Raw genomic sequence first — 15,813 nt, 5'->3', positions numbered from 1 at the left:
TGCGGAGGCCGGCCGCGCGGTGCGAATTGGCTTGCGCTATATAATTCGGGAACGGCCCCTGATCGCCGTTGATCTTCCCTTATTCGCGACCGATCGCGCATGTTGCGCACGGCCCTGACACTGACGACCGCATGACACTAGCCACTGACCAGAATGTTGACCGCCACGGTATTTCTCCTACGGGACTGCAATTTCTTTCCATTCGCGACGCCGTCATGGACCGCTGGGAACGGGAAGTGCGTGCGCGCGTCGATGGTGCCCAAAATCTGCTGCGGCCCGTGCTGACCAACACGCTGCCGGCGTTTTTCGACAATATCGCCGAAGCCCTGAGCCCGGACCATCCGCGCACGCAGGCTGCGAGCGGCAACAATTCGGCCAGCGTGCACGGGACCGAGCGCGCCCGCATGACGCCATTTGGCCCCGACCAGGTGGTCCACGAATACCAGATCCTGCGCGAGTCGATCGGGGTCGTGGCCAAGGGCAGGGTGGTCCTGGACGACGACCACTGGCGCATCATCGACGCGTCGATCAATGCCGCCATGCGCGAAGCGGTGCGCTCGTTCACACAGATTCACGAAGATCTGCGGCACAAGATGGCGGCCGCGCTGTCGCACGACATGCGCACGCCGCTGTCGGTGGTCGCGCATGGCGCGCAGCTCATGTCGATGACGGCCGACTGGGCGCAGGTGAAAAACGTCGCCGCCCGCATCGGCACCAACGCCGACCGGCTCAACGAGATGATGGCCGAACTGCTCGACGCGCTGACGTTCCAGGGCGCGGCGAAGATCCCGTTGCACCTGACGCACTTCGATATCCTGGGCCTGACGCGCGAACTGGGCGAGCAATACGGGCATGGCCCGCATGGCACGCAGGTTGTCGTTGACGTGGCCGGCGAGCCGGTCACGGGCCACTGGTGCCGCGCCTCGCTCTGGCGCGCACTGGAAAACCTGGTCAACAACGCGATCAAGTATGGCGATGGCGGCACCGTCAGCATCATGGCGCACCAGACGCGCGGGCGCCTGATGGTGAGCGTTCACAACGAAGGCAACGCGATTCCCGAAGAGCAGCACAACCGGATCTTCGAGTACCTGCGCCGCGAAACGGGGCCGTTCTCGGCCACCGGCTGGGGCATCGGCCTGCCGTTCGTCAAGGCCGTGGGCGAAAGCCACGGCGGCAGCGTGTCGGTCGACAGCTCACCCGAGCTGGGCACGACGTTCCTGATCGATATCCCCGTCGACTGCCGTCCTTTTGTGGGCGACAGCGCCCAGTGCGCCGCCTCGGCGTGATCCCGTCACACGGCCCGTTCAGCGGGTGACGGCGACCCCGTCAAGCAGCGCCCGGATGGCGCCGAGGTCGGGCGCGTGCGCTCCTGCCACCCGGCCTGCGGCGCTACCCGCCGCCACCGCAAACGCCAGGTGGGCAGCCATGCCTGCATCGGGCCACTGCTGCAGCGAATAAATCAGCCCCGCCATCCCCGCATCGTCCGCACCCAGCGTATCGACCACATCGACGACGTCAACGACCGGCGCCTGCGCATGCCATGTCTGCGCGCCGTGATACAGCGACGCGCCGCCGGCGCCGCGCGTGAGCAGCACCAGCGCCGCCGGATTGCGTGCGCGCAGGCGCCCCAGCGAGCCAAGCGTGTCGTGGCTGCGAAACAGCGCGCGCAGGTCGTCGTCGGACACCTTGATGACGTCGGCGAGTTCGGTCATGCGCCGCAGTGTGGCGTCGTAGGCTGGTCCCATCAGGTTGCGCCAGTGCGGGTCATAACTGATACGCAACCCATGTGCTTTCGCCTGTTCGGCCAATGCGATCAGCGCGAGGTCGAGCGGGCCACGCGCCAGGCTGGTGCCGCCGAAGTGCAGCCACTTCACGTCGTGCGGCCAAGCCGGCGGCATGATCGTCACATCGAAATGCAGGTTCGCTGCAACGTTGCCGCTGACGACGTCGTGCGGCGGCGTGGTGGCCCGCTGCAGGTAGCGCAGGTCCAGGCCCGCCGCTTCGCTGGCGCGCCACAGCGCATCGCCGGCCATGGAACGGCTGATGGCGCCGGCGAAACCGCTGGCGATGCCCAGCGCGGCCAGTGCCCGCGCCACGTTCCAGGTCGAGCCGCCGGCGTGGCTGCGCCATGTGTCGCCGTCCTGGTGCAGCAGGTCGGCCAGCGCCTCGCCCGCGCAGAGGATGGCTGCGGGCCCGGTCATCGCGCCTCTCCGCTGCTGCTTTCGCGGACCACCAGCCGTACCGTGAGTGTCTGTTCGGGGCCGGACGTTGCGGTCTTGTCCAGCAACAGGTCCACGCCCATCCGGCCCAGCAGATCCTTGTCGATATTGATGCTCGAGAGCGGCGGCACCGCGGCCGCGGCGGCGCTGATGTCGTCGAAGCCGACGATCGCGATGTCGTGCGGGACCTTCAGGCCGCGCGCCAGGCAGTGGCGCATGGCCGCCAGTGCGGCGCTGTCGTTGTAGCAGAACAGCGCATCGGGCCGCGGTTCGCGCTCCAGCAGGGTGTCCACCGCGCCGTGCAGGTTGTCCTGCGTGTCGCCGATGCTGGGCAGCTGGATTTCGAGGTCGGGATCGGCCAGCATGCGCGCCTCGAACAGGGCCTTGCGAAAGCCCCGATAGCGCTCGCTGATGCTGTGATGCGACAGCGGGCCGGTGAGCATCGCGATGCGGCGCCGTCCCAGCGCGAGCAGGTGCCGCGTGGCCAGGTAGCCGCCCAGCGCATGGTCGGGATTGACCGAGCGGTAGCCGGGCAGGCGCATGTCGAGCAGCACCAGCGGCTTGCCGGTGTCGCGCAGCGCGGCCACCAGTTCCGGCTCAAAAAAGCCGGCGCACAGCAGCGCGTCCGGCTGGTGCAGGCGCACCAGATCCAGCATCGGCTCGGCCGGACCGACCACGACGAACGACAGCGCGATGCCGTGCTTGCGGCAGGCATCCTCGGCGCCGTGCAGCACCGGCAGGTAGAACGGGCTGGCCGATTGCGTGTTGTGCTGGCGGTGCAGCAAAAAGGCGACGCGGAGAATTTCGCGCTGGCGCAGATTGCCGACGTCGTACCCCAGCTCGCGCGCCGTGGCGCAGATGCGTGTGCGCGTCTCGCCGGCCAGGCCTTCCTGGTTTTTCAGCGCGCGCGAGACCGTACCGATCGAGTAGCCGGTGGCACGGGCGATGTCGCGGATCGTCACGGCCATGTAGAGCGCCGGTCAGTACGCGGTCTGCGTGTACGGGCGGGCCTCTTTCGCCGTGCCCCAATCCTTGTTCGGCGTGGCCTGCATCGTGAATACCAGCTCGCCGCCGGCCATGATGTCCTGGTGGCGCAGGAAAGTGCGCGCGAGCGGCTTGCCGTTCAGGGTCACGCGCCCGACGTAGCCGTTGGTGGCCGACAGGTTCTCGGCGCGCACGGTGAAGCGCTTTCCGTTCGGCAGGTTCAGCGTCGCCTTGTCGAGGAACGGGCGGCCAATCACGTACTCGTTGCTTCCCGGGGCGACCGGATAAAAGCCCAGCGCCGTGAACGCGAACCAGGCCGACATCTGGCCCAGATCGTCGTTGCCCGACAGCCCATCGGGCTTGTCGCTGTATTGCGTGGCCATGATATTGGCCAGGCGTTCCTGCGTGCGCCACGGCGCGCCCGCGTAGTTGTACAGGTAGGCGACGTGGTGCGACGGCTCGTTGCCGTGGGCGTAGTGGCCGATCAGGCCCGAGATGTCTTCCATGTGCGCGTACAGGTTTTCGTCGACCTTCGCGTCGAACACCTCGTCCATCCTGGCCACGAGCTGTGCGTCGCCGCCCAGGAAGCCGATCAGGCCCGCGTTATCGTGCGGCATGTACCAGGAATACTGCCACGCGCTGCCCTCGGTGTAGTCGCTGCCGAAGTTCGACTGCGCCGGATCGAACGGAGTGCGGAATTCGCCGGTGGATTTGCGGGCGCGGATGAAGCCCGTATCCTTGTCGAACACGTTGCGGTAATTCTGGGCGCGCCGGTAGTAGCGCGCGGCGACGTCCTTCTTGCCCATCTTTTCGGCCATGCGCGCGATGGTCCAGTCGTCGTACGCGTATTCGACGGTCTTGGAGGCCGCTTCCTTTTCCAGGTCGATCGGCACGTAGCCCAGTTTCATATAGTGTTCCAGCCCGCCGTACGGGCCGTATTCGGCGCTGGCGGTCATCGCGGCCAGGGCCTTGTCGGCGTCGAAGCCGCGGATGCCCTTCATGTAGGCGTCGGCGATCACGGGCACCGCGTGGTAGCCGATCATGGTCCAGGTTTCCAGGCCATGGAACTGCCACACCGGCAGCACGCCGTAGGGACTGTGCTGCTGCGAGGCGATCAGCGAGTTGACGAAGTCGGCGCTGCGCTGTTCGGGCGCGACGATCGTGAGCAGCGGGTGCAGCGCGCGGTAGGTGTCCCACAGCGAGAACGTCGAGTGGAAGCGGAAGTCCCTGGCCTTGTGCACCGCGTTGTCCGGGCCGCGGTAGCTGCCGTCGAGGTCCATGAACAGCGACGGCGCGAGCATCGTGTGGTACAGCGCCGTGTAGAACTGCGTGCGCATTGGCGCCGGTGCGTCGACCTTGACGGCGCCCAGCGCCTCGTCCCAGGCCTTGCCGGCGCGGCGGCGTTCGGCGTCGAAATCCCAGCCCGGCATCTCGGCCAGGTTGGCAATCGCATTGTCTTCGCTGACGGGCGAGAGCGCGACCTTCACCAGCAGGGTGCCATCGGCCGGCACGCCGAAACTGAAGTCGCCCATCAGCGCCTTGCCTTCGACCAGCGCGCGGTCGCCCGGCGTCTTGCCCGGCTGGGCAAAGCCCTTGTACTCGACGGCTTCTTCGCGATTGAGCAGCTGGCGCGTGTCGATCGGGCGCGAGAACCGGATCGCGAAATACAGCTGGCGGCCCGGCGCCCAGCCGCGCGTTTCGCGCATGCCGGTGACGGTGCTGGCGTCGCGCATGCGCAGGCGCGACCACAGGTTCTTGCCGTCGTAGTTGTAGATGCTGGTGCGCAGGTCGAGCAGCACCTTGGCCGGCTCGCCGGCCTTGAACTTGTAGCGGTGCAGGCCGACACGCTCGCTCGCGGTCAGCTCGACGTCGACGTCATGGTCTTTCAGGCGCACGGCGTAGTAGCCGGGTTCGGCCTGTTCCTGGTCGTGCGAGAAGCGCGAGCGGTAGCCCGAGAACGGTCGCTCGGGATAGCCCGGCTCCAGCTTGGTTTCGCCGCTGTAGGGCATCAGGAGCACGTCGCCCAGGTCCGAGTGGCCGCTGCCCGAGAAGTGCGTGTGCGAGAAGCCGACGATCGAGCCGTCGCCATGGTTGTAGCCGGCGGCCCATGGATAGCTCTGGCGGAAGTGGCGGTGCTGGGTATCGGGACTGAGCTGCACCATCCCGAACGGGCGGCTCGCGCCCGGGAAGGTGTGGCCGTCGCCGCCGGTGCCGATGAAGACGTTGACCGCCGCGGCCGGGGAGCCCGGTTCGGCCGCCTGCAAGGGCGCCGCACTAAACAACAGGACTGAGAAGGAAAGGGATCGGGTCTTGAAACGAGCTGTCATTGGTGTCTCCACACATGGCGGGAGCGCACAGCCCGCCGCCTGTTCTTGATACGCTGCGCCAGAGGCATGCGATGGCGCGGGCGATGTCATCAACGCGCGCGCTCGTGCCTGAGTACAACTTATAAGTGGAGTCAGGTTTCCCGGCAATCATTACCGGATTTTACTCGGCTGTTTAGTCAGTTTACTAAACAAACTGGCCGGTTAGCGTCGAACGATCTTCGCGACAGCCTCAAAAAGCGGGGGTCAGGTCTGACATTCGGACACGATCTCGACAGTCGGTAGTGGGAACTAGCTAACAATGAGCCATGCTGATACTAGGCGAACCACCACTGAACGTGGCTAAGGCTGAGATCGTGTCTAAATGTCAGACCTGACCCCGGCTGCTAAGGCTGAGATCGTGTCTGAATGTCAGACCTGACCCCGGCTGTGTTACCTGAACGGTATTGCCGTAGGGCTTGGTGCACTTGTCTTCTTTGAAACAGATCAAGCTTAGTGGTCAGGATGACAACGTACTGCACGCATGGCGCAAGGTGACAGGGCAGCAGAGTTGCAAGCTTGTCATCATGAAAACCGCCTGTCTGCCCATCCTTGCCCTGTCGTTGTGCTGCAGTCCGGCCAACGCCGGCCCTGCCGAACACGAGGAATTCGACGCCACGCTGCATGCGCCCTTCCAGCCTGGCGCGCTGGCTGCACGCACGTTCACGCTGACGTTCGCGTATCCCGGCCTGGCGCAGCCGGCCAACGTCCACTGGCGTGTTGACCTGCGCGCACCGGGCGGGCAGACCGTCCTGCGGTGGCGCGGCAAGGTGACGCTGACCGGTGACGAGATCACGGTGGCGGTGCCCTGGTCGGGCCGCCTGGGCAAGCAGCCGGCGCCGGGTGGCATCTATCGCGTGCGCCTGCGCGCACTGGTGCAGCGCGCGGAACATGATGCGATCGACCAGGAATGGGAGATCGCAGTCGGCACGCCGCGCGCACTGGCCACGCCCGCCTTTGCACCGCTGCCCGGTGCCTTCATGCCGGGGGCAGTGCAGGCCCCCGGCGCGCTGCCCTATACCGTCTGGCTGGGTAATCTGCACAGCCAGACCAACCACAGCGACGGCGGCGCCGATGTCGCCAGCTGCCGGAGCGCCCAGCGGCCGCAGTCGGCGCCGTATGGGCCTGCCGATGCCTTTGCCTATGCCCGTGGACGCGGCCTGGACATCCTCGTCGCGTCCGAACACAACCATATGTTCGACGGCTCGCCAGGCAGCGCGCCCAATGCCGACCCGGCTGCCGCCCGTGCCCTGTACCGCGCGGGCCTGGCCGCCGCCAGCATGTTCTCGGCGCAGCATCCGGGCTTTCTGGCGCTGTATGGCCTCGAGTGGGGCGTCATCGAGAAGGGCGGCCATATCAATATCTTCAACAGCGACGAGTTGCTGGGCTGGGAGACGAACGCCAATGGGGCGCCGTTCGCCGACACGATCACGCCGCGCAGCGATTACGCGGCGTTGTATGCGCTGATGCGCCAGCGCGGCTGGGTGGGCCAGTTCAACCATCCGGCGCCAGCGGGCCAGTTCCAGGTGGACGGCGTGCCGCTCGCCTATACCGAGGATGGCGGCGCCGCGATGGTGCTGTGCGAAGTGATGAACACCAGCGCGTTTTCGAACAATGTGACCGAGACCGAAACCCGCCGCAGCAGCTTCGAAGGGGCCTGCAACCGCTTGCTCGAAGCGGGCTACCGGCTGGCCTTCAGCACCAACCAGGACAACCACTGCGCCAACTGGGGCGCGTCGTACGGCAACCGCACCGGGGTGCTGCTGCCAACGGGCGTCGCGCTGAACCGCGCCAGTCTGGTCGACGCGTTCAGGGCGCGCCGCGTGTTCGCGACGATGGACAAGGCGTCCCAGCTGGTGTTGACGGCCAATGGCCACGTGATGGGTGAGCAGTTCACCAACCGCGGGCCGCTCACCTTGACGGCGAATTTCGCCAGCGCCGCTGGCCGGCAGGTCGCGGCGGTAGCGATCATGGAAGGCGTCCCGGGCCGCAACGGCGAGGTCACGCGCCTGTCGCAGCAGGCCGAGACCACGATCACGCCGGCGCCGGGCGCGCACTTCTATTATGCGAAGGTCACGCAGGACGACGGCAACATGCTGTGGTCCGCGCCGGTGTGGGTGACGCAGGCAGCGTTGGCGTATTGACACTGGATCAGCGTGGCCCGGCAGCGCTTTCGCCGGCCTGACGCCCATGCTATTCTGCTCCGGCCTTCAGCCCGGCCGGGCTGTCATTATCCGCGAGAGACCATGAACAAAAGCACCCTGCTGCGCGCCACCACCGCAGCCTTCCTGGGCGCGTGGAGCGCTTACGCGTTCGCGCTCGATCCCCTCAGCTACGCCAAATACGACCAGGTCAAGACCACGGCCCTGCACCTGGACCTGAAAGCCGATTTCGCGAAGAAAAGCCTGGGCGGCTACGCCGAGCTGACGCTGAACTGGATCGACAAGAACGCGACCACGCTCGACCTGGACACGCGCGAGCTGACAATCTCGAAGATCGAAGCGCAGGACGCGAAGGGCGCCTGGCGCAAGGCCGCCTACACGCTCGGCAAGTTCGATGAAGAGAAAGGCCAGCCCCTGCAGATCAAGCTGCCGGCCCGCCAGACCAAGGTACGCATCCATTACCGCACCGCGCCGACGGCCACCGCACTGCAATGGCTGCAGCCGGTGCAGACGATGTCGGGCAAGTACCCGTTCATGTTCAGCCAGTCGCAGGCGATCAATGCCCGCTCGTGGGTGCCGATCCAGGACACGCCGGCCGTGCGCTTTACCTACACCGCGCGCATCGAGGCGCCGGAAGGCCTGCGCGTGGTGATGAGCGCCGATAACGACATGAAGGCGACCGGCAAGGGCGGCTGGAAATTCACGATGCCGCAGCCGATCCCATCGTACCTGCTGGCGATCGGCATCGGCGAGCTCGAAGCGCGCACACTGGGCGGGCGCACCGGCGTGTACGCCGAGCCGCAGCGCATCAAGGCGGCCGAGTACGAGCTGGCCGACACCGAGAAGATGGTCGCCGCGGCCGAGAAGCTGTACGGTCCGTATCGCTGGGGGCGTTACGACATGCTGGTGCTGCCGCCATCGTTCCCGATCGGCGGCATGGAAAATCCGCGCCTGACCTTCCTGACCCCGACCATGATCGCGGGCGACCGCAGCCTGGTCGACCTGGTGGCGCACGAACTGGCGCACAGCTGGTCGGGCAACCTGGTGACGAATGCGACCTGGAAGCACTGGTGGCTCAACGAAGGGTTCACGACCTACGTCACCACCCGCATTCTGGAAGAAATCTACGGCAAGGAAGTCGCGTTGATGAACCTGCAGCTCGAGCAGGAAGAAGCGCTCGAGATGCTCAAGGACCTGCCGCCGGCAAAGCAGGCGCTGGTCTCGCGCCAGGCCGACACCAACGCGGCCGATTACCCGGACACCTCGCTGGCCTATCCGAAAGGCGCCTGGTTCCTGCACACGCTCGAGCAGCGCGCCGGCCGCGCCGCGTTCGATCAATTCCTGCGCGGCTGGTTCGACGAGCACGCGTTCCAGAGCGTGACCAACGAGCAGTTCATCGCCTACCTGCGCGCGCAGCTGCTGGCGAAGAACCCCAGGATCATGAGCGACGCGGAGCTCGACGAGTGGATCCATGGCCCGGGCATCCCGGCCAGCGGACAGCGCGTCGTGTCAGAGCGCCTGGCCAAACTGAATGCCGCGATCGACGGCTGGACGAAGGGCACGGTATCGACCGCGCAGTTGAATGCCAAAAACTGGAACGCCGTCGAGTGGATGAAGTTTTTGAACGATATCGACAAGAAGGCCGACGCTGCCAAGCTGGCGGAACTCGACCGCGCCTATGGCCTGGCCAAGTCGACCAACAACGAAGTGGCGTTTCGCTTCTACCGCGCGGCGGTGCATGCCGGCTACCGTGACGTGCGTCCGGACATGGAAGCATTCCTGATGAGCGTGGGCCGCCAGAAGTTCGTGGTGCCGCTATACGCCGCGCTGCGCGAAAAGGCCGAGGACCGCACTTGGGCGGAAGGCGTCTACAAGAAGGCGCGCGAGCGTTACCACCCCGAGACGCAATCGAGCGTCGACAAAGCGATGGGCAAGCCATGATGACGCGCACTTCCAGCGGACTGTTGAAACACATCGCCGGCGCGGTGCTGGTCGCGTTCTGCGGCGCCGGCCTGGCCATCGCGCAGACGGCGGCAGCGCCCACCACTGCAGTAGTCCCCGCCTACAACCTGGATGCCGACGTGCAGCGCGTGTTGAAGACCTTCGACGTGCCCGGCATCGCCATCGCGGTGGTCAAGGACGGCAAGGTCGTCGTCACGCAGGGCTTCGGCGTGCGCAAGCTGGGCGACCCGACACCGGTCGACGGCAAGACGCTGTTCGAGATCGCGTCGAACTCCAAGGCCTTTACTGCTGCCGGCCTGGCGATGCTGGTCGACCAGGACAAGTTGAAGTGGGATGACCCGGTCATCAAGCACCTGCCCGACTTTCGCATGTACGACAGCTACGTGACGGCCGAGATGACGGTGCGCGACCTGCTCACGCACCGCAGCGGCCTGGGTCTGGGCGCCGGTGACCTGATGTGGTGGCCGACCACCACCTTCACCAGCGACGAAATCATCCACAACCTTCGCTACATCAAGCCGGCAACGAGCTTTCGCAGCAGCTACGCCTACGACAACCTGCTCTACATCGTGGCCGGCAAGATCATCGCGCAAAAGTCCGGCAAGGACTGGGGCACGACGATGCGCGAATGGATCCTCGATCCGGTCGGCATGACCGCCACCACCACCAGCCTGGCCGCGCACACGGCCGGCATGAACGTGTCGGCGCCGCACAGCAAGATCAATGGCAAGGCGGCGGTGGTCAAGCCGATGCCGGTGGCGAATGCCGTCGGCGCGGTGGGCATCAACACCAATGCCGAAGACATCGCGCGCTGGATGAACGTGCTGCTCGATAACGGCCGCCTGCCGGCGGGGGCGGGTGGCAAGGAAGCACGTCTGTGGTCCGACAAGCAGGCCCGCGAGATGTGGACGGCGCAAACGCCGATGACGGTCAGCCAGCCCAAGCCGTCGCTCGCGGCGACGAGGCCCAACTTCATGGCCTACGGCCTGGGCTTCCAGCTGCGCGACTACCAGGGCAAGCTGGTGGCGATGCACGGCGGCGCGCTGCAGGGCTTTTATTCGCGCGTGCTGCTGGTGCCGGAAGCGAAGCTGGGGATTGCGATCTTCACCAACGCCGAAAGCGGCCCGTCGCTCAATGCGCTGCAATACCGCCTGCTCGATGGCTACCTGGGCGTCGCGCCGACCGACTGGATCGGCCGCATCGCCGACATCGCGAACGAGGCCAGCGCCAAGGAAGCAGCCCGCGTGAAGGGTGAAAGCACGGGTCGCGCGAAAGCGTCGAAACCGTCGCTGGCGCTGGCGGGCTACGAGGGCGAGTACGAAGATGCGTGGTACGGCAAGGCGACAATCAAACGCGCCGGCAGCAAGCTGGTGATGTCGTTCGCGCGCACGCCGGATCTGACGGGCGAGATGGAACACTTCCAGCACGACACCTTCATCGTGCGCTGGAAGGAGCGCAACTTCAACGCGGATGCATATGCGACGTTCTCGCTGGAGCCCGATGGTACGATCGAGCGGCTGCGCATGAAGCCCGTATCGACCGAGACGGACTTCAGCTATGACTTCCAGGATCTGCTCTTCACGCCTGTGAAGAAGGCGAAGTAAACGGACGACGCCCGCATGCAGGTGCGGGCGTCGTCATGGTGCAGGCAGCGCGGCCTACCGCTTCTGCCACACCTTCATCATGTCGTCCGAGCCCTGCGAGCGCACCCCGTTGTCCGACAGGATTGCCTCGGTCGCATCGAGTGTCGCCTGGCGCGGCAGGATCATCGTCTCGCCATAACGCTGGTCGAACTTCAGCACCACCTGCTCGTCCTTCAGGTCGCGCAGCAGTGCCACCAGATGCGCCAGGCTGCGTATTGGCTTGCCATTGACCGATTCCACGACTGACCCGAAGCGGTTGCTGTAGCCGCTCACCAGCTTGTGCGGGAAGAACGGCGCGCTGATCACGACCAGCTCTTCGCGCTCGGGTGTCGGTGAATCACCGCGCTGCGTCACGAGCGGACTGGCGTTGAACGCATACGCATTCATCCCCGGCGCGCTGCCGCTGACAAAGGCCATGAATTCGCTGGTGGCGCGCGAGAACGCCACCGGGCCATAGATGAAGTACGACGGATAGCCACCATCCAGGTCCGGGATCAGGAGCGGGCGTGCGCCGGTGGCGGGCACCTCGACCTTCATTGGCTTGCCGCCGCGGATGATCGACATCGGCACCTTGCCGTTTTTTGCCACCTGCTGGATGCGGTACTGGAAGCGCACGCGCAGGCTTGAGCCCAGCTTGACCATCGCCTGGTTGTCGATCGCATGCTCGCCGATGTGCGTGATCACGTCCCACTCCTTCAGCGGCCAGGCGGCGTCGGTGCGGTACGGCCGGTGCACCACCGCGCCCTCAACCGATTTATCGAGCTTGAGGTACTGGCGCAGCGCCGGGCTTTCCAGCGTCTGCACGCTGTCATGCAGCAGCGGCTTGCCGTCGTAGGTGCCGTCGGCCACGTCGCGCAGGAACAGTTCGATTTCTTCGTTCGGGATCACGTAGCCGATGCTCTGCGCATTGGTCACGTTGGCGAACGCCAGGCCGATCATCCGCTCGCCGGCGATCACCGGCCCGCCGCTGTTGCCCGGGTTGATCGGTGCGTCGATCTGGATGCGCAGACCCGAGCTGAAGGCGCCGTAGTTGACGAATTCCACGCGCGAGATGATGCCGGTGGTGGTCGACAGCGAATTGCCGCCGACCGGGTAGCCGTAGGCGAACACCTGCTGGCGCACGTCCGGCAGCACGGCGGCGCGTGGCACCGGCGGGCGCTTGTCGAAGAAGGTTGGATCATCGAGCTCCAGCACCGCCAGATCGAGCCCGCGCGCCAGCGCGATGACCTTCGCCGATACCTTGTCGCCCGACTGGCTGGCCTGTACCTCGACCTGGCTGGCGTAGCCCACCACGTGGGCGTTGGTCAGGATGCGCTTGCCCTCGATGATGACGCCGGAGCCCGTGATGGCCGCTGGCGCTGATTTGGTCCACGGCTTGTAAGGGTCGGGCCGGCGCACTGTCGCAAAAATCTTGACGACCGAGTTTTCAACGGCAGGCAGGGCGGGAGCGGGCGTGGTCGTACGCGAGGCGGCTGGCACGGCGGGGGTGGGAACGGCAGCGGCGGCGGCCGGCTGGGCTTCTGGCAGCGGGGTTTCCTGGGCATGGAGCGCGCCGGAGACGGCCAGCGCGAGAACGGCGAATCGCAAAGTCTTCATGGTTTCCTTCGGTTGCACGAGAGGGCTATCAACCGAAAGAATATACACGTGCGCCGCAAAAGAAAATACGGGGAAGACCCTCGGCCTTCCCACGTCATGCAGGCTGCTTACTTCTTGACGAACTTGAGCGTCATGCGATCGCTCTCGCCGATCGCCATGTACTTCTCGCGGTCCTTGTCCTTGTTGGCCAGCACCGGCGGCAGCGTCCACACGCCTTTTTCATGATCCGCCTTGTCCTTCGGATTGGCGTTCACTTCCGACTTGGCGGCCAGCTTGAAGCCGGCCAGGTCGGCCATGCGGATCACGTACGCTTCGTGCATGTAGCCGCTCGATGCCTTCGCATCCTGCGTCATCTTGACAGGCAGGCGATGCTCGACCACGCCCAGCACGCCGTTCGGTTTGAGGACCTGGTGGACTTCTTTCAGCGTCGTGACCACGGCCTCGTCGCCCGCGCCCAGCCAGTTGTGCAGGTTGCGGAAGGTGACGACCATGTCGGCGCTGTTCGGCGCGCCCAGCTCGAAGCGGGTCGGCGGCTCGAACACCACCGGCATCACCTTGTCATACACCTTGGCGTCGGCAGCCAGCTTTTCGCGATAGGCCTTGCCGCCACGCGATTCCGGCGCACCGGCAGCGCCAATCAGCTTGCCGTTGTCGCGCAGGTAGGGCGCCAGGATCTCGGTGTACCAGCCGCCGCCCGGCGAGAGTTCGATGACCGTCATGGTCGGCTTGATGCCGAAGAAGCTCAAGGTTTCGTAAGGGTGGCGGAACGCATCGCGGGCCTTGTTGGCGGCGGCGCGGTGCTCGCCGGCGATGGCGGATTTCAGGGCGTCGTCCGCGTGTGCGGCGCCGGCGATGCCGGTTGCCAGCATTGCGGCCAGGATCAGTCGTTTCATCGTGCGAGGTCTCCATGATGGTTGACGACGGGCGGTGCGCCGTCGTCGCTGCGCTGATGATCCGGGAGGCGCGGCGCACAGTCAAGCATTCGTCACATATGCATGCGTGGTGAGCGTTGGCGCCCGTATTGACGGGGTGCCGGGAGAAAAGAAGCTGCGCAAGATACGTACAAATTTGTGCATTGAGGTGGCACAACATTTGCCTATTCAAAGTCTTAAGTTGCTGCTAAGGTTGCGCGGTTTGTCACGTTTTCATCTGTCATAAAACCAAAGCATAAGAGCTGTAATTACAAGAGCGGCCCGAGCTGTTCGCGGAACCGCTGCCCGGACGAAGGTTATTCAGGAGATCTCATGGAACGCCGTACCTTTCTTAATCTCAGCAGCGGGGCAGCCGCCTCGATGCTGCTGCCTTTCGGTCGCGCCATCGCTGCCGAAGAGCTCACCAGCAGCATGCCAGTGGCCGCCAAGAAGGCGCTGGCCGATGTCGCGCTCAACGCCGCCACCAAGGCCGGCGCCAGCTACGCCGACGTGCGCATCGGTCGCTACCTCAACCAGTTCATCACCACGCGCGAGCTGAACGTCGAAAACGTGGCCAACACCGAGTCGGCCGGCGTGGGCGTGCGCGTGATCGTGAATGGCGCCTACGGCTTTGCCGCGACGTCCGACATGTCGACCGATGGCATCGCGAATGCGGCGCGCCAGGCCGTGGCAATCGCCAAGGCCAACGCCAAGCTGCAGACCGAACCGGTGCGCCTCGCACCAGTCAAGGGCGTGGGCGACGTGTCGTGGAGCACCCCGATCAAGAAAGACTGGCGCACCGTGCCGATCGCCGAGAAGACCGATATGCTGATCGCCGCGAACAAGGCCGGCATGGAAGGCGGCGCGAACTTCATGCAGTCGATGCTGTTCCAGGTGAACCAGCAAAAGTATTTTGCCTCGACCGATGGCTCGTACATCGACCAGGACGTGCATCGCCTGTGGGCGCCGTTCTCGGCCACCGCGGTCGACAAGGCCAGCGGCAAGTTCCGCTCGCGCGCGGGCCTGAGCTCCCCGGTGGGCAAGGGGTACGAGTACTTCGACGCGCGGCCCGAGCACAAGATCAAGGCCGCCGGCGGCATCGCCACGCTGTACACCGAATCGTATGACATCATCGAAGACGCCCGCGCCGCCGGCCGCGACGCCAAGCGCAAGCTGACCGCCAAGTCGGTCCAGCCAGGCAAGTACGACCTGATGCTGGCGCCCGAGCACCTGTGGCTGACCATCCACGAGAACGTCGGCCACCCGACCGAACTCGATCGCGTGCTGGGCTTCGAAGCCAACTACGCCGGCACCAGCTTTGCCACGCTCGAGAAGCTGCAATCGAAGAGCTTCAAGTACGGTTCGCCAATCGTCAACATCTTCGCCGACAAGACCACGCCAGGCTCGCTGGGCGCCATCGGCTTCGACGACGAGGGCGTCAAATCCAAGCGCTGGGACATCATCAAGGACGGCATCCTGGTCAACTTCCAGGCCACGCGCGACCAGGCCCACATCATCGGCGAAAAAGAATCGCATGGCTGCTCGTATGCCGATGGCTGGAACACGGTCCAGTTCCAGCGCATGCCGAACGTCTCGCTCGCACCGGGCAAGACCAAGCTGACGCCGGACGAAATGGTCAAGGGCATCAAGAAGGGCATCTACATCGTCGGCGACGGTTCGTTCTCGATCGACCAGCAGCGCTACAACTCGCAGTTTGGCGGCCAGCTGTTCTACGAAATCAAGGACGGCAAGATCGGCCAGATGCTGGAAGACGTGGCGTATCAATCGAACACCCAGGAATTCTGGGGCGCCTGCAGTGCCATCTGCGATGAACGGGACTGGCGCATGGGCGGCTCGTTCTTCGACGGCAAAGGACAGCCGCCGCAGATCAGCATCGTCTCGCATGGTTCGTCGACCACGCGCTTTAACGGCATCAATGTGATCAACACCGCTCGCAAGATCGGCTAAGCAGG

At 65.3% G+C, this 15,813-nt stretch carries 10 protein-coding genes; 5 read left to right on the top strand and 5 right to left on the bottom strand.

Features of this window, described 5'->3' with window-relative positions; genetic code table 11:
- Window positions 1-131 precede the first annotated feature (131 nt).
- Window positions 132-1,286: a sensor histidine kinase gene (locus AC56LV_RS13075; RefSeq protein WP_499558215.1), complete on the top strand. Its 1,155-nt coding sequence runs from the start codon at window positions 132-134 to the stop codon at window positions 1,284-1,286.
- A gap of 18 nt (window positions 1,287-1,304) precedes the next feature.
- On the opposite strand, the gene AC56LV_RS13070 is transcribed toward AC56LV_RS13075, so the two are convergent.
- From AC56LV_RS13070 to AC56LV_RS13060, 3 genes are read right to left on the bottom strand one after another with little or no spacing between them, the layout of a single operon-like run.
- Window positions 1,305-2,201, bottom strand: a complete 897-nt coding sequence (locus AC56LV_RS13070) for a PfkB family carbohydrate kinase (RefSeq protein WP_499558213.1) — start codon at window positions 2,199-2,201, stop codon at window positions 1,305-1,307.
- Complete coding sequence (locus AC56LV_RS13065; protein WP_499558211.1) at window positions 2,198-3,187, bottom strand: LacI family DNA-binding transcriptional regulator; 990 nt, start codon at window positions 3,185-3,187, stop codon at window positions 2,198-2,200. The genes AC56LV_RS13070 and AC56LV_RS13065 overlap by 4 nt, the downstream gene beginning before the upstream one ends.
- A gap of 12 nt (window positions 3,188-3,199) precedes the next feature.
- A complete protein-coding gene (locus tag AC56LV_RS13060; RefSeq protein WP_499558210.1) occupies window positions 3,200-5,530 on the bottom strand; it encodes a GH92 family glycosyl hydrolase in 2,331 nt (776 codons plus the stop codon).
- Between the two features lie 563 nt (window positions 5,531-6,093).
- Here AC56LV_RS13060 and AC56LV_RS13055 point away from each other — a divergent pair.
- From AC56LV_RS13055 to AC56LV_RS13045, 3 genes are all read left to right on the top strand, one after another.
- A complete protein-coding gene (locus tag AC56LV_RS13055) occupies window positions 6,094-7,710 on the top strand; it encodes a CehA/McbA family metallohydrolase (protein ID WP_499558208.1) in 1,617 nt (538 codons plus the stop codon).
- A 102-nt stretch (window positions 7,711-7,812) separates the two neighbouring features.
- Window positions 7,813-9,669, top strand: coding sequence for a M1 family metallopeptidase (locus AC56LV_RS13050; protein ID WP_499558206.1), 1,857 nt, complete (start codon window positions 7,813-7,815; stop codon window positions 9,667-9,669).
- Window positions 9,666-11,294 (top strand): serine hydrolase, encoded by a 1,629-nt coding sequence (locus AC56LV_RS13045; RefSeq protein WP_499558204.1) that lies wholly within the window; start codon window positions 9,666-9,668, stop codon window positions 11,292-11,294. Before AC56LV_RS13050 ends, AC56LV_RS13045 begins: the two co-directional genes overlap by 4 nt.
- A gap of 54 nt (window positions 11,295-11,348) precedes the next feature.
- Here AC56LV_RS13045 and AC56LV_RS13040 read toward each other — a convergent pair whose 3' ends face one another.
- The gene (locus tag AC56LV_RS13040; protein WP_499558202.1) at window positions 11,349-12,929 is read right to left on the bottom strand and encodes a S1C family serine protease; all 1,581 of its coding nucleotides are present in this window, start codon (window positions 12,927-12,929) and stop codon (window positions 11,349-11,351) included.
- Between the two features lie 107 nt (window positions 12,930-13,036).
- A complete protein-coding gene (locus AC56LV_RS13035) occupies window positions 13,037-13,822 on the bottom strand; it encodes a class I SAM-dependent methyltransferase (protein WP_499558200.1) in 786 nt (261 codons plus the stop codon).
- 351 nt (window positions 13,823-14,173) lie between these two features.
- On the opposite strand from AC56LV_RS13035, the gene AC56LV_RS13030 reads away from it, so the two are divergent.
- Window positions 14,174-15,808, top strand: coding sequence for a TldD/PmbA family protein (locus tag AC56LV_RS13030; RefSeq protein WP_499500454.1), 1,635 nt, complete (start codon window positions 14,174-14,176; stop codon window positions 15,806-15,808).
- Window positions 15,809-15,813 lie beyond the last annotated feature (5 nt).

Source organism: Telluria sp. RB2R28 (assembly GCF_059685835.1).
Note: the sequence above shows the minus strand (reverse complement) of the source record. Positions and strands in the feature narration are given on the sequence as shown.